Annotated in this window: 20 protein-coding genes; 16 read left to right on the top strand and 4 right to left on the bottom strand. The window is 54.0% G+C overall.

Annotated elements, in window-relative coordinates; translation table 11 throughout:
- Positions 1-275: 275 nt before the first annotated feature.
- The 5 genes from IEW12_RS07950 (at position 276) to IEW12_RS07930 (ending at position 5,020) form a co-directional block, all read left to right on the top strand.
- On the top strand, positions 276-1,052 hold the full coding sequence (locus IEW12_RS07950; RefSeq protein WP_188565377.1) for an enoyl-CoA hydratase/isomerase family protein: 777 nt from the start codon (positions 276-278) through the stop codon (positions 1,050-1,052).
- A gap of 161 nt (positions 1,053-1,213) precedes the next feature.
- Positions 1,214-1,870, top strand: coding sequence for a TetR/AcrR family transcriptional regulator (locus tag IEW12_RS07945; protein WP_188565376.1), 657 nt, complete (start codon positions 1,214-1,216; stop codon positions 1,868-1,870).
- A gap of 325 nt (positions 1,871-2,195) precedes the next feature.
- Positions 2,196-2,399: a cold-shock protein gene (locus IEW12_RS07940; protein WP_007878889.1), complete on the top strand. Its 204-nt coding sequence runs from the start codon at positions 2,196-2,198 to the stop codon at positions 2,397-2,399.
- A gap of 415 nt (positions 2,400-2,814) precedes the next feature.
- Positions 2,815-4,536, top strand: a complete 1,722-nt coding sequence (locus tag IEW12_RS29070) for a methyl-accepting chemotaxis protein (protein WP_308789118.1) — start codon at positions 2,815-2,817, stop codon at positions 4,534-4,536.
- 142 nt (positions 4,537-4,678) lie between these two features.
- Positions 4,679-5,020: a YnfA family protein gene (locus tag IEW12_RS07930; protein ID WP_188565375.1), complete on the top strand. Its 342-nt coding sequence runs from the start codon at positions 4,679-4,681 to the stop codon at positions 5,018-5,020.
- Here IEW12_RS07930 and IEW12_RS07925 read toward each other — a convergent pair.
- Positions 4,992-5,513: a GNAT family N-acetyltransferase gene (locus IEW12_RS07925; protein ID WP_188565374.1), complete on the bottom strand. Its 522-nt coding sequence runs from the start codon at positions 5,511-5,513 to the stop codon at positions 4,992-4,994. The genes IEW12_RS07930 and IEW12_RS07925 overlap by 29 nt on opposite strands.
- A 17-nt stretch (positions 5,514-5,530) precedes the next feature.
- Positions 5,531-6,442 carry a LysR family transcriptional regulator gene (locus IEW12_RS07920; RefSeq protein ID WP_188565373.1) on the bottom strand — a complete coding sequence of 304 codons (912 nt, stop codon included), beginning with the start codon at positions 6,440-6,442 and terminating at the stop codon, positions 5,531-5,533.
- Between the two features lie 270 nt (positions 6,443-6,712).
- Here IEW12_RS07920 and IEW12_RS07915 point away from each other — a divergent pair, with 270 nt between their 5' ends.
- The 4 genes from IEW12_RS07915 to IEW12_RS07900 all read left to right on the top strand — a co-directional run bounded on the left by IEW12_RS07915 (position 6,713) and on the right by IEW12_RS07900 (position 10,974).
- Positions 6,713-7,390 (top strand): haloacid dehalogenase type II, encoded by a 678-nt coding sequence (locus IEW12_RS07915; RefSeq protein WP_188565372.1) that lies wholly within the window; start codon positions 6,713-6,715, stop codon positions 7,388-7,390.
- A gap of 51 nt (positions 7,391-7,441) precedes the next feature.
- A complete protein-coding gene (gene aceB, locus IEW12_RS07910; RefSeq protein ID WP_188565371.1) occupies positions 7,442-9,028 on the top strand; it encodes a malate synthase A in 1,587 nt (528 codons plus the stop codon).
- Positions 9,029-9,248: 220 nt separating this feature from the next.
- Positions 9,249-10,166: an ornithine cyclodeaminase family protein gene (locus tag IEW12_RS07905; protein ID WP_188565370.1), complete on the top strand. Its 918-nt coding sequence runs from the start codon at positions 9,249-9,251 to the stop codon at positions 10,164-10,166.
- Between the two features lie 79 nt (positions 10,167-10,245).
- Positions 10,246-10,974, top strand: a complete 729-nt coding sequence (locus IEW12_RS07900; protein ID WP_188565369.1) for a substrate-binding periplasmic protein — start codon at positions 10,246-10,248, stop codon at positions 10,972-10,974.
- Between the two features lie 35 nt (positions 10,975-11,009).
- Here IEW12_RS07900 and IEW12_RS07895 read toward each other — a convergent pair whose 3' ends face one another.
- Positions 11,010-11,963 carry an alpha/beta hydrolase family protein gene (locus IEW12_RS07895; RefSeq protein WP_188565368.1) on the bottom strand — a complete coding sequence of 318 codons (954 nt, stop codon included), beginning with the start codon at positions 11,961-11,963 and terminating at the stop codon, positions 11,010-11,012.
- A 238-nt stretch (positions 11,964-12,201) separates the two neighbouring features.
- Between IEW12_RS07895 and aqpZ the strand changes: the two genes are divergently transcribed.
- From aqpZ to IEW12_RS07875, 4 genes are all read left to right on the top strand, one after another.
- Positions 12,202-12,891, top strand: a complete 690-nt coding sequence (gene aqpZ, locus IEW12_RS07890) for an aquaporin Z (RefSeq protein ID WP_188565367.1) — start codon at positions 12,202-12,204, stop codon at positions 12,889-12,891.
- Positions 12,892-13,099: 208 nt separating this feature from the next.
- Positions 13,100-13,672 (top strand): DUF1415 domain-containing protein, encoded by a 573-nt coding sequence (locus tag IEW12_RS07885; RefSeq protein ID WP_371874504.1) that lies wholly within the window; start codon positions 13,100-13,102, stop codon positions 13,670-13,672.
- 152 nt (positions 13,673-13,824) lie between these two features.
- Positions 13,825-14,196, top strand: a complete 372-nt coding sequence (locus IEW12_RS07880; protein ID WP_188565365.1) for a FlxA-like family protein — start codon at positions 13,825-13,827, stop codon at positions 14,194-14,196.
- A 93-nt stretch (positions 14,197-14,289) separates the two neighbouring features.
- Complete coding sequence (locus tag IEW12_RS07875; protein WP_229750981.1) at positions 14,290-15,345, top strand: alpha/beta hydrolase; 1,056 nt, start codon at positions 14,290-14,292, stop codon at positions 15,343-15,345.
- A 71-nt stretch (positions 15,346-15,416) separates the two neighbouring features.
- On the opposite strand, the gene IEW12_RS07870 is transcribed toward IEW12_RS07875, so the two are convergent.
- Positions 15,417-16,220 (bottom strand): IclR family transcriptional regulator domain-containing protein, encoded by an 804-nt coding sequence (locus IEW12_RS07870; protein ID WP_188565364.1) that lies wholly within the window; start codon positions 16,218-16,220, stop codon positions 15,417-15,419.
- Between the two features lie 134 nt (positions 16,221-16,354).
- On the opposite strand from IEW12_RS07870, the gene pcaD reads away from it, so the two are divergent.
- Genes pcaD through IEW12_RS07855 form a run of 3 tightly spaced genes read left to right on the top strand, consistent with a single transcriptional unit; the run spans position 16,355 to position 18,937 of the window.
- The gene (gene pcaD / locus IEW12_RS07865; RefSeq protein ID WP_188565363.1) at positions 16,355-17,164 is read left to right on the top strand and encodes a 3-oxoadipate enol-lactonase; all 810 of its coding nucleotides are present in this window, start codon (positions 16,355-16,357) and stop codon (positions 17,162-17,164) included.
- Between the two features lie 13 nt (positions 17,165-17,177).
- Positions 17,178-17,570, top strand: coding sequence for a DUF6841 family protein (locus IEW12_RS07860; protein WP_188565362.1), 393 nt, complete (start codon positions 17,178-17,180; stop codon positions 17,568-17,570).
- A gap of 53 nt (positions 17,571-17,623) precedes the next feature.
- A complete protein-coding gene (locus IEW12_RS07855; protein ID WP_188565361.1) occupies positions 17,624-18,937 on the top strand; it encodes an MFS transporter in 1,314 nt (437 codons plus the stop codon).
- Positions 18,938-19,148 lie beyond the last annotated feature (211 nt).

Below are 19,148 nucleotides of genomic sequence, written 5' to 3'. Positions count from 1 at the left end.
TGGCTGGCCGGTCTGGAAAAGTTTTCGTCAAAGCAATTGGGGTAAAAAATAAAGTCCATATGACGCTGTAGCCGCATGCCAATAATTGCTGCGTTGCAAAGAGCATAGGTTAGAGAGGCGGTCTTTATCTCTTCCATAGAAAAATGCTGCATCGCTTACAAGAGGGCAGCACAAGATAGGCTCACCAAGCATTTGCTTTTTTGATTTTCGCGAACTAGCATGAATAGAAACTTCCGAGAAACTTAGATCGCAACCTGACATGGAGGAGACAGATTATGGCAACCCATTTGACGAAGGATAAGGGCCTGGCGACGATAGTGTTCGACTATCCGGCGAAATTGAATGTGATGGGGCTCAACGAGATCCGTGAGTTTAGCCGCGTCACTCAGGAGATTGCCGATGATAGCAGCGTCAAGGTAGTGCTGATCAGGGCCAACGGCCCTATCTTCGGTGCCGGCGGCGACCTCGGCAGTTTCGGACCTGATTGCTGCGATCCTCCTGAAATACTGCGCGAAATCGGTAAGGAACTCAATCCTACGATCCTGCGCTTGCGCGGCATGCCGGCCATCGTCGTGGCCGCCGTGCATGGCGCTGTGTCGGGCGGCAGTATGGGGCCGATGAATGCTGCCGACATGGTGATCGCGGCAAAAGGCACCCGTTTCAATACCGCCTATGCGCGGGTTGGCGCAAGCCCCGATGCGGGCAGTACCTGGTTCTTGCCGCGCATTGTCGGTGCGCGCAAAACGATGGAGCTGATGCTGCTGGCTGATAATTTCGATGCTGACACCGCATTGCGCCTGGGTTTGGTGAACCAGGTGGTGCCGCCGGAACAACTGCGCGACGTCACCGATAAACTGGTGGCGCGCCTGCTGCATGGCCCGCATGAGACTTATATCCGCATGAAGCGCCTGATCCACCAGTCCTGCTCTACATCGCTGGCGCAACAACTGGATGATGAGATAGAACATTTTGCGACGGTATCGAAAACCAGGGATTTCGAGGAGGGCATCAGTGCTTTCATGAATAAGCGCGCCCCTCATTTTGGTGCGTGAAGCTTAGACGGAGACCTTGCATCGACAAATCAGCAAGGTGGCCCAAAGAGAGTTGCGCCAATGACCGCAACGCGGTATCCGAGATATCCGGCAGCGCTTGTCGCCGGGCGGCACTGAACATGCGGTTTCAGTGCCGCTTGCCGTTATAATGGCACCCGACCATGAAGACCACACTCGACTCTCAACAACATATAGAACCTGCTGCTCCGCTGAGGAAGCGTACGGTTCGCTCGCGCCCACTGGCTACTGTTACCGATGAGGACGGCAATCGCCGCGCTGACCTGGTGCGCGTGTCTGCCCGCCTGTTCCGTGAAAAAGGTTTTGACGGCACGACAGTGCGTGATATCGCCCACGCCGTAGGGATGCGCTCGGGCAGTCCTTTTTACCATTTCAAGAGCAAGCAGGAAATCCTCGCTGCGGTAATGGAGGAAGGCTTGGTTGCGGGTCTTGGCGAAGTCGAGCGTATCGTTGCCAGCAGCACTCCGCCGCTGGAAAAATTCCGCTCCCTGGTCCGCGCCCACCTGGAAACGGTGTTGGGCGAAGGCCATGATTTTATTCCGGTGCTGCTGTATGACTGGCATGCTTTGACCCCAGACTTGCAGGAACAAATTATTGGCCTGAAAGACAGGTATGACCAGCTCTGGCAAAAGACGATTTCCGAGCTCAAGGACGCAGGCCTGATACGCTCGGACAGTAAGGTAGTTCGCCTGCTGCTGCTGGGCGCGATCAATTACAGCGTGCAGTGGTATAAGCCCGGCAAGGGGCTGAGCCTGGACGAGCTTTCTGAGCAAACCGTGGAATTTTTCCTGGGCACCTGAAATTCGGTAAAATAACTGCCGATTTAAGCTGATTTTATGTGTTTTGCGAGAAATTTCCTGTTTTTACAACAGCCTTGGTGAACCCGGGAAATAGTGTAAACACCTGAAATTGCAGGGAAATACAAAAAAAATGCTGTTTTGAACGGCACAATGATTGCCGCAGCACTGATTTTTTCTTTTAATTTTACTTACTGCCGGATTTATGCCTTATAATTATTTAGTCGTTGAGATTCTAGGTGGTAGTGCAGTATCAGTCTGTCATTCCTTACTTGGTTGAAACGATTTACCGGGCATTTGCCCACCTTAACTGAAATAGGAAATTGTAATGGCAACAGGTATTGTTAAATGGTTCAATGATTCAAAAGGTTTCGGCTTCATCACTCCAGATGAAGGCGGTGAAGATCTGTTTGCTCATTTCTCCGCAATCCAATCCAATGGCTTCAAATCTCTGAAAGAAAACCAACGCGTTTCTTTCGAAGTGACAACTGGCCCTAAAGGCAAACAAGCATCCAACATTCAAGCAATCTAATAAAATTGATAAGCTGAATGTGACTTGTTAAAGTTGCACTAGAAAATCCCCGAGAAGTCGGGGATTTTTTTTGCCCGCTTATTTTATTTCCTTTGTGTCCTTTGTGTTTTTTGTGAAGAAAGACACTATCTTTAACGATTTTCCCCAGATTAACTTTGTTTTTTCTCTCTATTCAGTCAATTATCCTTGTAGCAATGCTTGGAAATCGAATGATTCGTGTCCCTGGAAAAGCCGGTGGCTAACTGTAAAAAGCTCATGGCATGCCGGTTTTTTCTTTGTTTATATAATAAACAACGTTTCGTGGCAGCTATTTTGTATCCAGTGACTATACTGAAACAAGCAGTTGATATTCGATTGATGTCTCACCTCGATACGCGAGGTCATCCAAGCTAAAACAACTAATGGGAGAAGTCAGATGTTGAATCTCACAATCAGGCTGCGCCTTATTGCCACCATGAGCTTCATGGGAATCCTGTTGATCATCATCGGGATCATGGGCATCGCCGGCGGTCAAGCCAGCAACAATGTCGTCAAGGATATCTTCACCAACCAGCTGCCATCCACGATCGCCATTGGCGACAGCCGTGCGCATACCCTGCGTGCCCGGGTGGTGATAGACCGGGCCGTCGCTCATCCCGAACTGGCGGATGTTGCCGACATCGTCAAGCGTGCGGAGAAGTTTGCCGATGAATCCGAAAAAGCATGGAAGCGCTACCTGGCACTGCCGTCCGATTCCGATGAAAAGAAGATCTCGGATGAAGTCGGCATCAAAAGAGCCGCTTATCTGAATGACGGCTTCCTTCCTTTGCTGGCTGCGATCAAGGCGGGTGACAAGGATGCGGCGGACAACATCAACATGACCAAGCTGCCCAAATTGTTCTCGGCCTATTACGACAAGACCGATGAGCTGGTTGCTTACCAGTCCAAATCCACTGAGGGCATGTTCAATGCCAGCCAGGATAAATTTTCCACCTTCCGCTGGACAGCAATCCTGATGATCGTGGTCGGTATTATTGCCGTATCGGTCTCCGCCTTCTTCTTGCTGGGTGCAATCGCCGGCCCATTGAAAAAAATGCTGGAGCACTTTGATGAAATTTCTGCAGGCGACCTGACCAAGCCGGTAGTGGCTACTTCGCGCGACGAGATGGGGCAGCTATTGTCCGGCCTGGAAAAAATGCGTGTCAGCCTGGTGGATACAGTGGCCAAGGTCAGGCACGGCAGTTCTTCCATCGCGACCGCAACGGACGAAATTGCGAAGGGCAACCTGGATCTGTCCGGCAGGACAGAGCAGCAGGCTGCCAGCCTGGAAGAAACCGCATCATCGATGGAGCAGCTGACTTCCACGGTGAAGCAAAATGCGGATAACGCCAAGCAGGCCAATACCTTGTCGATTACCGCTTCCGAGGTCGCTACACGTGGCGGCGCGGTAGTGGGTGACGTAGTGCACACGATGAACTCCATCAAGGACAGCTCCAAGAAAATTGTCGACATCATCAGCGTGATAGACGGCATCGCTTTCCAGACCAATATCCTGGCCTTGAATGCGGCAGTGGAGGCAGCGCGTGCCGGTGAGCAGGGCAGGGGCTTTGCGGTGGTCGCCAGCGAAGTGCGCAACCTCGCGCATCGCTCCGCCAGCGCAGCGAAAGAGATCAAGGAATTGATCGGCGATTCTGTGGAGAAGGTAGAGGCCGGCAGCAAGCTGGTTGACGATGCTGGACGTACCATGCATGAAATCGTCAACTCCATCCAGAGCGTGGCGGACATCATGGGTGAGATCACTGCTGCCAGCGCCGAGCAAAGCGCGGGGTTGGATCAGATCAATACCGCTGTCGTCAAGATGGATGAGGCCACGCAGCAAAATGCGGCTCTGGTGGAAGAGGCTGCGGCTGCTGCCGGTAGTACGCAGGACCAGGCCAAGCGCTTGCTGGATGCTGTCAGCGTGTTCAAGATCGACGAGCGCAGCCAGCAATTTGTCGCCAGTGTCACTGCTGTCCCTCCCGTCAGGACGGCTCCCGCCAAACCCGTCGGCACCCGGCCGGCCAGCACTTCCAATGTAAAAGCCATCAACCGGCCCAAACCTGTAAAAGCCAAGGAAAGCATGGCGCCAGCGGGGCAGGACGATTGGGAAGAGTTTTGAGATGTATTAGGCTTCAAATGAACGGCACCTGCGGGTGCCGTTTTTATTACAGCTCTTCCTGTATGTCGGAGACTTGTGCTCATGAGGGCAAGCAGTTAAGCTCAGCGGCATTGACTGAACGCATCGCCGGGGAATAGGCAGTATGGAGAATATTTATGTGTTACGCGGATTCGGTTTATTCATTCTGACGGCCATCGCCGAATTGTTGGGCTGCTACTTACCCATGCTGTGGTGGACCGGTAAAGCACCCGCCTACGTACTGCTGCCGGCGGCGTGCAGCCTGATTGCTTTTGTCTGGCTGCTGACCTTGCATCCTGCTGCCAGCGGCAGAGTCTATGCAATGTATGGCGCGGTGTATATCGCCACCGCACTGGCATGGCTGTGGCTGGTGGACGGCGTCGCGCCTAGCTGGAACGATTATCTGGGAGTAGCGCTGGCCCTGGCGGGCGCGGGTATTATCGCGGTGGGGCAGAGGGCCGCGTGAATTGCTGCTCTATCATTTCCTTGCCCCACTGGCTGGCAGCTTGCTGCTGCACCAGTTGGAAGCCTGCTGTCTCATACAGCTTGCGCGCTACATCCAGGCCGCTGAAGGTCCATAGCTGCGTCTCGGCAAATTGCTGCTGATCGCAAAAGTCGATTGCAGCCGACAGCAACTGCTTTCCAAATCCGCCGCCGCGCAAGCTGTCATCGAGGATGAACCAGCGCAGGTGCGCCACGTTCCCGCCCAGGTCTTCGCCGTCAATCGCGATTGAACCTACTATGGTGTCGTTTTGCACCGCAAGCCACAGGCCGTTGCGCGGATGTTCAAGGCGTCCGGTAAATTCAGCCAGGCCGGCAGCAACCTTGCTTTCAAAGTATTGGCCGAAACCGACCGTGCGCGCATAGTAGCGTGCGTGCATTTCGGTTATGCGGCCTATCGCGCCGGGCAGGTAGCCGCGATGTATCTGCGCAGAGCCGGGGTGGACGGGGTCTGTCATGGGATCAGGTCCTTATGCTAGCCCTGGGATTGTCCCCAGTAATTGGGTTTGCTGTAAGCATGCCTTAAAAAATCGACGAAGGCGCGTATGCGCAGCGGCAGGTGGCGCCTTTGCGCAAAAATGGCATAGATATCGTTGCCCGGTGCGGTAAATTCATCCAGCACGGTAACCAGTTTGCCGGATTCAATCTCGGATCCCACTTCCCACATCGAGCGCCAGGCCAGGCCTTTGCCGGAGATGGCCCAGTCATGCAGCACTTCGCCGTCGTTGCAAACCATATTGCCTTCCACTTTCAGCGTCACATTCTTGCCGTTCTGGCGGAAGGTCCAGCCGCGCTGGCTGCCGTCGCTGCTGAAAGCCAGGCAGTTATGGTTGCTCAGTTCGTCCAGCGAGCCCGGTGTGCCGTGGCGCTTGATGTAAGCCGGTGAAGCCACTACCACGCGTTTATTGTCCGCCAGCTTGACGCCGATTAGGTTGGAATCGGTCAGCGAGGCGATTCGTATCGCCACGTCTATGCCTTCGCCGATCAGGTCCACCACCCTGTCGTTTAGGCTCAGCGTCAGCTTGACATCGCGGTGTTCGGTCAGGAAAGACGGAACCAGCGGAGCAACGTGCTGGCGACCGAAGCCGGCCGGGGCAGATACCGTCAATTGCCCGCTGGCGCGCGCACTGCGCTCCGATACAGCAGTTTCGGCCTCTTCCAGCTCGGCAAGTATGCGCTGGCAGTCTTCCAGGAAAGCGGTGCCCTCGTTGGTCAGTGCAATCTTGCGCGTGGTGCGTTGCAACAGTTTAACGCCCAGCCGCTCTTCCAGTGCATCCAGGCGGCGGCCTATCATTGCCGGTGCAACGCCTTCTGCGCGCGCAGCCGAAGACAGGCTGCCGCGGGTGGCTACCTCGGCAAAGGTGGAAAGTTGTTTGAATTGATCCATGATTCCTGGCAATAGTGCAGAAATGCATTTGTTACTGGCATAGTCCAAATGCATTCCGAAAAGTAAGAATACACGCCATTTAAGGCGACTATTTTTACTAATCGTAATAAATTGTATCGTTAAGTCTGATCACCTTTAACTAAAACGCAAAAATAAAGTGATAAAACGTCATATTTATAAACCCTGATATTGAATATACTACTAATCGTATATTTAAGTTGCCCGCCTTCACTGGAACTTGTGCTGTGCTGCAATAAACCAAAGAGGACCATGTCGATACAAGCCATTGCTTTTGATGCCTACGGTACGCTGTTTGATGTGTACTCGATCAGGGAACTGGGGGAGAAGTTATTCCCCGGCCGCGGCATGGCATTGGCGGAACTCTGGCGCGACAAGCAGATTGAATACACGCGCCTGCGCACCATGTGCAGCATGTACAAGCCCTTCTGGGAAGTGACCCAGGATGCGCTGGTTTTTTCCTGCAACAAGCTGGGCCTGGCGCTGACGCTGGATGCACAAAATGCCTTGATGGGCCAGTACGCGAGATTGCAGGCATTTCCCGAAAACCTTGGCGTGCTGCAGCAACTGCGCGCCAGCGGCCTCAAGTTGAGCATCCTATCCAATGGCAATCCGCATATGCTGCAATCGGCGGTCGATGCGGCTGGCATGCAAGGCTTGTTCAGCCACTTGCTGTCGGTAGAAGCCGTGAAAAAATTCAAGACCGCACCGGAAGCCTACCAAATGGCGCCGGATGTGTTTGGTCTGCCCGCAAAGAATATCTTGTTCGTTTCCAGCAATTGCTGGGACGCATGCTGCGCAACCTGGTTCGGCTACACCACATTCTGGGTGAACCGTGCTTCTGCGCCGCTGGAAGAATTGGGCGTAGTGCCGCATGGACAGGGGCGCTCGCTAACCGATGTTGTCGACTTTGTAGAAAAAAACCGCTAGCAGGTCCCGCATACCCGGGCCTAAGATTATTAGATTAATTTGGAGAAGAAAATGACTCAACTCACACTGCCGGCCGGCATGGAAATCAAGGGCGAAATCAAGCCTGGCTTTGAACAAATCCTGACACCTGAAGCACTGGCCCTGGTTGCCAAGCTGAGCCGCGCATTTGAACCACGCCGCCAGGAACTGTTGGCCGCCCGCGTAGAACGCGCCAAGCGCCTGGACGCCGGCGAGCAGCCGGATTTCCTGCCAGAGACCAAGCATATCCGCGAAGGCGACTGGAAAATTGCCCCTATTCCAAAAGCGCTGGAATGCCGCCGCGTGGAAATTACCGGCCCGGTAGAACGCAAGATGGTCATCAACGCCTTCAACTCCGGCGCCGACAGCTACATGACGGACTTTGAAGATTCCAATACGCCTAACTGGGACAACCAGATCACCGGCCAGATCAATATGCGCGACGCAGTACGCCGCACGATCAGCCTGGAACAAAATGGCAAGAGCTACAAACTGAACGACAAGATTGCGACCCTGGTTGTACGCCCACGCGGCTGGCACCTGGATGAAAAGCATGTGCTGGTGGATGGCAAGCGTATTTCCGGCGGCATCTTTGATTTCGCGCTGTTCCTGTTCCACAACGCCAAAGAGCAACTGGCACGCGGCGCCGGTCCTTACTTCTACCTGCCGAAGATGGAATCCCATCTGGAAGCGCGCCTGTGGAATGACATATTCGTGATGGCGCAAAACGAGATTGGTCTCGCACAAGGAACCATCAAGGCAACCGTACTGATCGAAACCATCGTAGCTGCCTTTGAGATGGATGAAATCCTGTATGAACTGCGCGAACACAGCTCCGGCCTGAATGCCGGCCGCTGGGATTACATCTTCTCCTGCATCAAGAAATTCAAGAACGATAAAGACTTCTGCCTGGCAGATCGCGCCAAGGTCACAATGACCGCGCCGTTCATGCGTTCTTATGCGCTTTTATTGCTGAAGACCTGCCACAAGCGCAATGCGCCGGCAATCGGCGGCATGGCTGCACTGATCCCTATCAAGAACGATCCTGAGAAGAACGATATCGCAATGGGCGGCGTACGCACAGATAAAGCGCGTGACGCAACCGACGGCTACGATGGCGGCTGGGTTGCCCACCCAGGCCTGGTAGAACTGGCGATGACTGAATTCAAGAAGGTCTTGGGCGACAAACCTAACCAGATTGAAAAACAGCGTCCTGACGTTGAAGTTACCGCAAAAGACTTGCTGAACTTCCAGCCTGAAACACCGATTACCGAGGCTGGCCTGCGTTATAACATCAATGTCGGCATCCACTATCTGGGTGCCTGGCTGGCAGGCAACGGCTGCGTACCTATCCATAACCTGATGGAAGATGCTGCAACCGCAGAAATCAGCCGCTCGCAGGTATGGCAGTGGATACGCTCTACTAAGGGCAAGCTGGAAGACGGCCGCAAGGTCAACGCAGAAATGGTGCGCGCGATGATCCCTGAGGAATTGGTCAAGGTCAAAGCAACTGCCGGCACGGGCCCAACCTACGACCGTGCCGCGCAGATCTTTGAAGAAATGTCCACATCGGAATCCTTTGCCGAGTTCCTGACTCTGCCTTTGTACGAAGAAATTTAATGTTTTAATGCGCTATGTTTCCATAGCGCTCAAACGCAAAGCGCCCTGCATAAGGGCGCTTTTTTTTGCAGGTTTGAACAAATTTTGCAGCCGCTGTCTGAAGCTATAACTTTTTTGCATAGCATCAGGGACTAATTTCAACATCCTGCCCGCGATTTTATGCAAACATAGCGAAGTCCAAGGATAAGCAATACAGCTATACATAAAACAGGGAATAGAGATGAAACTGATTACCAACCAGCAAGTTGCAGAATTGATTAATGCCGATGATTCCATACAGGCGATGCGCGAGGCTTTTCGCACGATGGATCAAGGGGCGCAGCAGGCGCGGGTACGTACTTCCGCTGCCGGCGTCATGCTGTCAACCATGGGAGCGATCGTGCCGGGCGCCAAAGTCGCCGGAACCAAGGTATATACGACGATCAACGGTAAATTTCAGTTTGTCATCGTATTGTTTTCCGCCGAGACAGGCGAGCCGCTGGCAACGATAGAAGCAGACACGATGACTGCATTCCGTACTGCTGCAGCGACAGCAGTAGCGACCGATGCGCTGGCCAGCGTGCAGGCAAACACCTTGTCCGTGATCGGCACGGGCGTGCAGGCAAGATCGCACATAGAGGCTTTGCTGAAAGTGCGCAGCTTCAAGGAGATCCTGGTCGCGGGCAGGGCTATCCCCCAGGAGTTTGCAGCGCAGATTGCCGCGCAAACCGGCGTGGCCACCAGGGCCGTGGCAATGCTGGATGCAGTGGCCGCGGCAGACGTGCTGGTAACGGTCACCAGGGCGCAGACGCCTTTGTTTGACGGCAAACAGCTTCCAAAAGGCGCTTTCGTTGCTGCGGTCGGCGCCAGCAAAGCGACTGTCAGGGAATTGGACGATGCCGCGATCGCACGAGCAGCAGCCATCGTCGTTGAATGGAAGCAGCAGGCCCAGCAAGAAGCAGGAGACCTGGTGATGTGCGCCCCCGGTACTTTTGACTGGGATAAAGTGTCCGAGCTGGGGCAGGCCCTGAATGGCAGCATGGACTATGCGGCCAAACCGGACGATATCGTCATTTACAAATCCATCGGTGTCGGCCTGGAAGATATCGCCATGGCAGGCATGGTGTATCGCAAGGCTTGCCAGAAATACGGCTGGTGACCACTGAGGCCTGCGTTCTTGTCAGGACGCTAAGGTCTGAAAGTGAGGGGTAGCGGTACGCCATTCGGTATAATGGCGCATGAGCTTCCTATCCCTCCTTGCCCGTCAAAAAATTGCGGTGGCCCTGTTGTTCGGCGCGCTTTTCTGCACGTCATCGCAGGCGCAACTGGTCTTTGCGGTATCCCTGGATCAGGGCCCCAGCGCCCTGATGGCCCAGCGTGTTTTGCTCGAGGCCTACAGGCAACTGGGTATCAGCCTCCGGTTTGAAGCGCTTCCCAATCCGCGCATCGTGGGTGGAGTCAATGCGGGAAGTATCGACGGTGTGGATTTCCGTATTGCGAATACCCAGTTGGGCGATCTGCAAAAGATTGCCGTCCCGATTGCATATGAAGAGCTGGTCGTGTTTTCGACTGGGAAGCGCTTCAAGGTAGCGGGTTATCACAGTCTGCAAGCGTATTCGATTGGCTACCTCTCCGGAGCCAAAATCTTTGAAGAAAAGCTCAAGGGCATGCATATTGATGCCGCGCCTAATCTGGAGTCCCTGTTCAATAAGCTGGATGCCGGCCGCACCGACGTTGCGGTGGATGCGCGCGCCAGCTATTGCAAGGCCAGGAAACTGGGTCTGAATAAAGTCATCATCCTGGAACCCTCGCTGGAAAAAATTCTTGCTTATCATTGGCTAAGCAAGCGGCATGAAAACCTGATGCCGAAGGTGGAAGGCGTGCTGAAAAAAATGAAGCAGGATGATGCAATCAGAAAAATTCAGGAAGAAGTCTGGCAAGAATTTAACGCCCACTGCGGAGCGTGAACGGCCAGGTAAGTGCGCATTGAGTTCACGCGCCTCTATTGGTCGTCAAATGGATGGGCATCACCCCTGAACCATTTCGCCAGGTTGGCAACGAAAGTCTGCGCGCCATTTTTCTCCCCTGTTTTTAAGGCGTGGCTGGCATTTGGGTACACGATAAATTGAAAGTCTTTTCCCGGATGCGATTGAAAATATCGTTCCAGTACTTTTCCTGATTCCAATGGTACGCTGTCATCGTTCTCTCCCATCGCTGCGACCATGGGAATATCCAGCTTGCTATAGGCATCGATAGGATTGTGGAATAAATGGCTGCTCCAGTAGCGGTAGGTCTGTCCGAAAAATTCCTTGCTCACGCTGTCCGGATTCTTTTTGATGCCTGCATATTCCCGCAAAAAATAGGCACGTGAAAATGGTTTTGCATAAGGCTCTATGCCATGGTCCGCAAAATACAAAAACTCGTCCTTTTGCAGCATGCCGCCGCTACCGGCTGTCGCCAGCCAGCCTATCTTGTCGCTTTTAGTGGCTATGACAGGTGCGATACTGCCGCCCTCTGAAAAACCTAACACAGCCACGGAGTGTTTCCCTAGTTTTTTCAAGGAAGCTTGTTTCTCAAGAAATTCAATATTGTCGGAAACCCGACGCTCCAGGTAATTCGCCTCTTGATATTGTGCCGAACATTTTTTTCCGTCATCCCCCTGGCTAATGCCCTTTTTTTCCAGGAAGTAGACGTCCAGCGGCGCCGGATATTTTTCAAAAAAGCTGGGAAAGCGCGAGCCGAAATCACCGCAACCCGAGCCACTGATCAACAGGATGACCGGTCCCTGGTGCTGAGGCTCGGTGTCATACACGCGAAAATACTGCCGTGTTTCGCCATGGATGCTTATCACGTCTTTTTCTATCAGGCGCTCGGCCAGGGCCATTGAAGATAGTGATACCAGTGGCAGTGCCAGCAGTGTAAGCCGAGTGAATTGGGAGAGTGGGCTGAGCAGCATTTAATTTCCGTGGTCTTTTAAGGGATCGATTATTAATGAAAGGAACTATTATTTAATGATTGTTAAATTGAACAAAAACAAAGAAAATATAACAACTTTTAACAGTGATGCAACATTTGTTTGAGATAGTATCTCGGCAGTGTTTGCGGTACCTGCTTGAAAGCTCGGTTCTGCAGATTCCGTTGACGACAATCTGGCCGTTTTCAGGGCGGCTGTTTTTCAGGAAAAGAGAAAACAAATGAAACAATATGGCGCTGAATTTTTTGGGACCTTCTGGCTGGTATTGGGTGGCTGCGGTAGTGCGGTACTGGCGGCGGCATTCCCTGGCGTGGGCATAGGCCTGCACGGCGTATCGCTGGCATTTGGCCTCACTGTGCTGACCATGGCCTATGGCATAGGCCATATTTCGGGTTGCCACCTGAATCCGGCTGTTTCTGTCGGTTTGTGGGCGGGCGGCCGTTTCCCGGCATCCAAGCTCTTGCCTTACATCGTGGCTCAGGTGCTGGGCGGCATCGCGGCAGGCGGCGTGCTTTACCTGATCGCCAGTGGCAAGGCGGGCTTTGACGTGTCTGCCGGTTTTGCATCCAACGGCTATGGTGAGCATTCCCCAGGCGGTTACAGCTTTCAGGCTGCGTTGATTACCGAAGTGGTGATGACGGCATTTTTCCTGATCGTCATTCTGGGTGCGACAGACAAGCGTGCACCGCAAGGATTTGCGCCTATCGCTATCGGCTTGTGCCTGACCCTGATCCATCTGATCAGTATCCCCGTGACCAACACTTCGGTTAATCCGGCGCGCAGCACTGGCGTTGCAATCTATGTCGGCGGTTGGGCAACAGCGCAATTGTGGCTGTTCTGGGTGGCGCCTATCGCAGGCGGTGTACTGGGTGCAGTGATCTACAAGTTTATTGGTGGCGAAGAGAAATAAGCCAACTCAGCCTTAATCAGCGCCGTGTGGCTGTAGTGGCTGCACGGCGTTTTTGTTTGGAGCAGAACACGGCAGTATTTCCAGGTGGAAGCTGCCGGCAGTTTCCAAACCTGACATGCTGTTTCTGTGACCGTGATATGCTTCGGATGCCGCTGCTTCCGGCAGTTTTTAGCAAGGCTGAAATCCGTTTTTGCTCCACTTTTCAAGAATGACCATGACCGCACCTTTCATTAGCCCAGCAGATATCGTTGCCGCAACCCAGACCTGGTTGGAAAAAGCGGTCATCGGCCTCAATCTTTGCCCTTTCGCCAAAGCGCCTTTCGTCAAAGAGCAGATCCGCTACGTTGTCAGCCAGGCCCGTACACCGGAAGACTTGCTGAAGGACTTGATCAGCGAACTGGAGACTCTGGCAGAGGCGAATCCGGAACAGATAGAAACGACGCTGCTGATACACCCTGCAGTGCTGCTGGATTTTTTGGATTACAACGATTTCCTGGATGTGGCCGATGGGGCATTGGAAGATCTGGATTTGGATGGACAGATACAGGTTGCCAGTTTTCACCCTGACTACCAGTTCGCCGGCACGGAAGTGGACGACATCGAAAATTATACCAATCGCTCGCCATTTCCCATGTTGCACCTATTGCGCGAAGAGAGCGTGGACAAGGCGGTGCTGTCTTTTCCAGATGCAGATGCAATCTACGAGAAAAATATGGAAACCATGCGCACGCTTGGTCACGAAGGCTGGCGCAGATTGTTTTCCACGCACGGCAAAAAATAAACCGTCGCTTTCCCCGGCCAAAGATTGCCCCAGAGATTTTTTCTGGGGCATTTTACATTTGGCGTCTTTACCTAACTTTACACCCCTGGCACTTCATTAATTGCATGCCATACCGATATGAATCTTAAGATCAAGATTTAAGGAGTATTGATATGGTTAGCGCAATTGGGGCATCCACGTCCGCAGCGAGTGCAGTCAGTTCCACCAGTAGCGACGCCCAGATGGCTGCGCTGGAGAAGCAACTGGCAGCCTATGAAAAGCAATTGACCGAGGCCGAGAAGAATGCCACGACGGACGCAGGCAAGGCCGCCGTCGATACGCTCAACCGCCAGATTGCCGCAGTACAGGCAAAGATCGATCAGTTGAATGCGCAGAACAATGCGGCCAGCACTTCTTCTACGGCATCTGCCTCTTCCTCTTCGAGTACGCAGCAGGCCTCATCCGGCAATCAGACTACGCTTGCTTCTGCTTCGACCAAATCCACGGATTCCGCTTTAGGTAATTCAGTGGATGTCTACGTCTAGTATTAGCAAAGCTGAACTTTGCAGCAACTTGCAGCCTGATGCCTTAGAATTGCTCATTCCCGATTGGAAGAGCAATTCTTTTTAAGGCGGCCCATGTACAAAAAATCGAATGTATTCCCCTTGCTGCTCAGTCTGGCAATCGCTTCTGGGTTCGCTTCCGGACTTGTTCATGCTGCCGAGGAAACGGCACCGAATAAACGGCCGGTCAAAGTCATTGCCGATTCCCGGATTGAGGTAGGCGCGCCGTCCGGGAATGCGGCACTCCCTTTGTATGTGTCGCGTGACTGGACTGTTCCACAGCCTGGCGTGACGCGCGCGGTGCTGGTATTTCATGGCCGCTTGCGCGATGCCGATGTGTATTGGCGCTCTGCTCAAAAAGCCTTGAAGGCATCCGGCGATACAGAGCACACGATGATGATTGTGCCGCAATTTCTGGCTGATGCAGATATTCCTGCACACCAGTTGCCGGAGAATGTCCTGCATTGGGAGTGGGAAAGCTGGATGGGTGGAGAGAGCGCCAATGGCCCGGCGTCGCTGAGCTCCTTTGACGCCATCGATGCGATATTGATGCAATTGTCGGACCGAAAACGCTTCCCCAATCTGAAAGATGTGGTTATCGCAGGCCACTCCGGCGGAGCGCAGGTGGTGCAGCGCTACGCGGTAGTGGGCAAGGGGGAGGAAGTGCTGAGCAAGCTTGGCATGCACGTGCGTTATGTGGTGGCTAATCCCTCATCCTATCTGTATTTCAGCGAAGACCGTCCTCAGCCAGCGGCGGCCAGTTGCCCGCAATTCAACCAGTGGAAATATGGCTGGCCCGGTGCGCCGGCTTATGCCAAGCTCAAGACACCTGCCGCATATGAAGATGCCTATGCGGCACGGGATGTCGTTTATCTGCTTGGTACTGCGGACACCAATCCCAAACACCCGGCTCTGGATAAATCCTGCTCCGCCGAAACGCAAGGGCCGTATCGCTTTGCGCGCGGCAGTTCCTACTTTGCCTATATGCAGCAGAGGCATCCGAAGATGGTTGCGCAGCGTCTGCTGAAAGTGGAGGGTGTAGGGCACGACGGCGACGCGATGTTCACATCGGCCTGCGGCGTAGCCGTGCTATTCGACAAGGGCACTTGCGAGCAGGCTGGCGGCCAATAGCGGAGTTTGCAAAAGAAAAATCCGCTCAAATTTGGCAGCTTGAAGAATGAGGTCTTCGTTGTTTTTCGCGGCTAACGGGCTCCCTGGCCGCTCATTAGCTGTGAAGCGAGGGCAGCATTTATTTCCGTGGCGGCTCGCTGCAGCAGCGGTAAGTGATGATTCAGCATTTGCTCAGGCGAGTTCCTGTGCACATGTCCGGCAACGTTCATCGCTGCTATTACCTTGCCGGATCTGTCTCTCAGCGGCACGGCAACTGCGGTCAAGCCGTATTCCAGTTCTTGCGAAACAAATGAATAGCCGGCTGTGCGCACTGAGGCTATGGCTGCGAGCAGGGCTGCGCGTTCGGTGATCGTATTGACGGAATGTTTTGTAATTTCACTTTGCTCAAGCACTGCCAGAAGCTCGGCCTCTTCCAGGCTGCTTAGCAGCACCCGTCCGGTTGCGGTAGGCCAGGCCGGTAGCCGTGTCCCTATCGACAAATTGATGGTCATGATTTTCTTGGTCGATGCCCGCGCAATATAGACCACGTCCGAACCATCCAGCACACAGACCGAGCACGACTCACCGGTTTTTTCCGCAACATCGACGACATAGTGTTCGACGATGTCAGTCAGGGCCTGGCCCGACAAATAAGCATACCCCAGCTTCATGACTTTTGGCGTTAGCCGAAAGCTGCGTCCACTCGCATGTACATAGCCAAGATGCACCAGCGTCGATAGCAGGCGGCGGGCGGCAGCACGGCTAATGCCGGTGAGTTCGGCGACTTCAGAGAGCGTCAGTTCTGGCCGGCTTGCGTCGAATGCGCAAATGACCGACAGGCCGCGCGCAAAGGCATCTACGAACAGTTCCGGATCGGGTGGAGGGGAGGTACTCATGACAAGTTGATATGTTGGCTAAGGTGGCAGACTTTAGCATGCGGCTTTTATCGCAGCAATCGGTTGACCCCAAACTGGCTAGCGGATAATATATTCATAAATCGAACATATGTTCGCTATGCGAACAAATTTATATGCCCCAAATCATCTCCCATCCCTCCGTTACCGCAAATGCAAGCGGCATAGTCGGCGGCGTTGCCTACCAGTCTTTCGGTTCAGCCGGTTTGCCTGTACTCCTTTTCGGCAACTCGCTTGCTACCGACACGCGCCTGTGGACCGAACAAGTCGCAGCATTGCAGAGCCGCTATCGGATTATTGTTTTCGATTATCCAGGGCATGGCAGCCCACTCTGGCCCGATGCGAACACTATGCGGCAGTTTGCCGAGAGGCTGGCCCTGCTGCTGGATGCCCTCGGCATAGAATCTTATCGCTATTGCGGCCTGTCCATGGGCGGTGCGCTGGGCATGGAGCTTGCGCTGCTGCATCCGGCCAGGATGCAAAAATTAGTACTGAGTAATACCGCTGCCCAGTTCGGGGCGGCGGATTTCTGGAACCGGCGCAGCGCGACCGCGATGGAGCAAGGCATGACAGCACTGGCTGACGCGACGATAGCGCGCTGGTTCACGGCAGAAGCGGCCCTTGCTTATCCGCTCAACCTCGCGTTGGCAAGAGACATGTTCTTGTCCACACAGGCTGATGGCTACGCGCAGTGCTGCGCTGCTATCAGGGATTTCGACTTTACCGCTCGGTTGCCGCAGATCCGCGTGCCGACGCTGGTGATTGCCGGCACCAGGGACATGGCGTGTACAGCTGAGCAGGCGCGCGTGCTGGCTGACAGCATACCCGGCGCCCGATATAGCGAGCTGCCGGTCGCGCATCTCGGCAATCTCGGTGCCGGAGCGGAATTCACTTCGGCACTGTTCTCCTTTTTAACCAGCCTTTGAATAGAGCACAGCAATGACTGACCAGCGACAACAGATACACAGCGCATGCATGGAAACCCTGGACAAGTTCATGGCCGCACTGAACGCCTACGATGCGGCAGCCATGGATGCCACCATGCACTTCCCGCACCTCCGATTCGCCGGAGGCAAGATGAAAATATATGAAACAGCGGGCAGCAATCCCATGGACCTCTTCAACAAGCTGCGCCTGGAAGACAACTGGAAATACAGCAGATGGGAGCAGCGTGAGCTGATCCAGTTTAACGAAAACAAGGCGCACTATGCATTGAGCTATACGCGCTACCGAGCTGACGGCTCGGTCATCGGTGTCTATGAATCCCTGTACATCATGACCCGTGCCGACGGTGACTGGCGAATCCAGGCACGCTCCAGCTTCGGCCCCTGAAGATGCGATATTCATCCAGCGATTCAAATCTATACCATTGGAAGAGACAATATATGCAAACCTCATTACAACAAAGCGTGTCACTCGATGAACAGGCTATCTTCAGAAAAATAGGCTGGCGCCTGGTACCGTTCCTGTTTCTTTGCTACGTCATTGCGATGATGGACAGGCTCAATGTCGGCTTCGCCAAATTGCAGTTCATCAGTGACCTGCATTTGAACGAAGCGATCTATGGCCTGGCCGCCGGCTTCCTGTATTTTGGCTACATCCTGTTCGAGGTGCCGAGCAACCTGATGCTGCACCGGCTCGGTGTCAGGAAAACCCTGCTGCGCATTATGCTGCTATGGGGAGTGTTCACGATCGCACTGGCATTTGCCTCCACCAAGCTGGAGTTTTATGCGCTGCGTTTTTTAGTAGGCGCGGCCGAAGCCGGTTTTTTCCCGGGCGTACTGTTTTATTTCACTTACTGGTTTCCTGAACGCATGCGTGGCCGCGTAACCAGCCTGTTTGTCATGGCTTTGCCGGTGTCCGGCATTATCGGCGGCCCGGTAGCGGCGTGGATCATGACCGATTTCGATCAGGCGGGCGGCATGCGCGGCTGGCAGCATCTGTTCATTCTGGAAGGCATTCCCGCGCTGGTGCTGGGAGTGCTGGCTTACTTTTATCTGGCCAATCGTCCCGAAGAAGCCAGTTGGTTGTCGGATGAGGAAAAGCAGGTAGTCAAGAAAATCGTCAACCCCGATTCTGGTGCATTGGCGCCGCGCGGCCCCTCCAGGATGCGTGAGGCGCTGGGGGACAAGGTGGTGTATACCCTCGCCATTTGCTACTTCGCATTTTATTGTGTGGAAAATGCCTTGCTGTTATGGATTCCGACCTTGCTGAAAAGCGTGGGCGTTAGCAGCCTGATGAATATCGGCTGGCTGAGCGGCGGCATATCGGTCCTGGCGACCGCAGGCATGTTGACGGTCAGTTTCAGTTCCGATCGCCTGCTGGAGCGCCGCTGGCATGTAATCGGATGCGGCATCGTCTCGGCGCTGTCGTTCATGCTGCTGCCTTTTGGCGCACACAATATTGCGATCACAGTCATATTGCTGATACTGGCAAGTGCGGCAGTGTTCGGCTTTCTGGCTTTATTCTGGACCATACCCGGTGCCTATTTCAAGGACCAGGCCGCAGCAGGAGGTATCGCCCTGATCAGTTCCGTAGGCGCCATCGGCGGTGCCGTCAGCCCGGTCTTTATTGGCTGGGTGCGGGAAATGACCGGCAGCTATTACTATGCGCTCGGCACGCTGGGAGCCTGTTTCCTCGCCAGCCTGATCCTTTTATACTTTTCCATTCCGCATCCGCGTGCAGGTCGCCAGGCCTGAGCATGCAGCCGTGTTGCTGGCTGATAAAGACAGCAAGTTGATGATGAGTGCGAGGTATGGCAGGCCGTCTTGCAGGCTATACTGATGGCCTGCAAGCTTCAAGATCTCGCCAAAAGAAAAAGCCGCTTAAATTTACATTAAGCGGCTTTTAGCATTGCTGGTGGAGACTGAGGGACACGCCTACAACCTACGTTCCACAGGCCGCGGAATC

It is taken from the genome of Parundibacterium terreum (assembly GCF_014636315.1).
Taxonomy (GTDB): domain Bacteria; phylum Pseudomonadota; class Gammaproteobacteria; order Burkholderiales; family Burkholderiaceae_D; genus Undibacterium; species Undibacterium terreum.
The sequence above is the reverse complement of the archived record's forward strand: the minus strand, read 5'-3'. Positions and strand labels throughout refer to the sequence as shown.

What these genes read in the sequence shown, in the direction of transcription:
- IEW12_RS07920 (WP_188565373.1), bottom strand. Translation starts at nt 6,442, where the DNA reads ATGGATCAATTCAAACAACTTTCCACCTTTGCCGAGGTAGCCACCCGC.
- pcaD (WP_188565363.1), top strand. Translation starts at nt 16,355, where the DNA reads ATGCCCCAAATCATCTCCCATCCCTCCGTTACCGCAAATGCAAGCGGC.
- aqpZ (WP_188565367.1), top strand. Translation starts at nt 12,202, where the DNA reads ATGAAACAATATGGCGCTGAATTTTTTGGGACCTTCTGGCTGGTATTG.
- IEW12_RS07885 (WP_371874504.1), top strand. Translation starts at nt 13,100, where the DNA reads ATGACCATGACCGCACCTTTCATTAGCCCAGCAGATATCGTTGCCGCA.
- IEW12_RS07940 (WP_007878889.1), top strand. Translation starts at nt 2,196, where the DNA reads ATGGCAACAGGTATTGTTAAATGGTTCAATGATTCAAAAGGTTTCGGC.
- IEW12_RS07860 (WP_188565362.1), top strand. Translation starts at nt 17,178, where the DNA reads ATGACTGACCAGCGACAACAGATACACAGCGCATGCATGGAAACCCTG.
- IEW12_RS07930 (WP_188565375.1), top strand. Translation starts at nt 4,679, where the DNA reads ATGGAGAATATTTATGTGTTACGCGGATTCGGTTTATTCATTCTGACG.
- IEW12_RS07945 (WP_188565376.1), top strand. Translation starts at nt 1,214, where the DNA reads ATGAAGACCACACTCGACTCTCAACAACATATAGAACCTGCTGCTCCG.
- IEW12_RS29070 (WP_308789118.1), top strand. Translation starts at nt 2,815, where the DNA reads ATGTTGAATCTCACAATCAGGCTGCGCCTTATTGCCACCATGAGCTTC.
- aceB (WP_188565371.1), top strand. Translation starts at nt 7,442, where the DNA reads ATGACTCAACTCACACTGCCGGCCGGCATGGAAATCAAGGGCGAAATC.
- IEW12_RS07915 (WP_188565372.1), top strand. Translation starts at nt 6,713, where the DNA reads ATGTCGATACAAGCCATTGCTTTTGATGCCTACGGTACGCTGTTTGAT.
- IEW12_RS07895 (WP_188565368.1), bottom strand. Translation starts at nt 11,963, where the DNA reads ATGCTGCTCAGCCCACTCTCCCAATTCACTCGGCTTACACTGCTGGCA.
- IEW12_RS07950 (WP_188565377.1), top strand. Translation starts at nt 276, where the DNA reads ATGGCAACCCATTTGACGAAGGATAAGGGCCTGGCGACGATAGTGTTC.
- IEW12_RS07925 (WP_188565374.1), bottom strand. Translation starts at nt 5,513, where the DNA reads ATGACAGACCCCGTCCACCCCGGCTCTGCGCAGATACATCGCGGCTAC.
- IEW12_RS07870 (WP_188565364.1), bottom strand. Translation starts at nt 16,220, where the DNA reads ATGAGTACCTCCCCTCCACCCGATCCGGAACTGTTCGTAGATGCCTTT.
- IEW12_RS07880 (WP_188565365.1), top strand. Translation starts at nt 13,825, where the DNA reads ATGGTTAGCGCAATTGGGGCATCCACGTCCGCAGCGAGTGCAGTCAGT.
- IEW12_RS07900 (WP_188565369.1), top strand. Translation starts at nt 10,246, where the DNA reads ATGAGCTTCCTATCCCTCCTTGCCCGTCAAAAAATTGCGGTGGCCCTG.
- IEW12_RS07855 (WP_188565361.1), top strand. Translation starts at nt 17,624, where the DNA reads ATGCAAACCTCATTACAACAAAGCGTGTCACTCGATGAACAGGCTATC.
- IEW12_RS07875 (WP_229750981.1), top strand. Translation starts at nt 14,290, where the DNA reads ATGTACAAAAAATCGAATGTATTCCCCTTGCTGCTCAGTCTGGCAATC.
- IEW12_RS07905 (WP_188565370.1), top strand. Translation starts at nt 9,249, where the DNA reads ATGAAACTGATTACCAACCAGCAAGTTGCAGAATTGATTAATGCCGAT.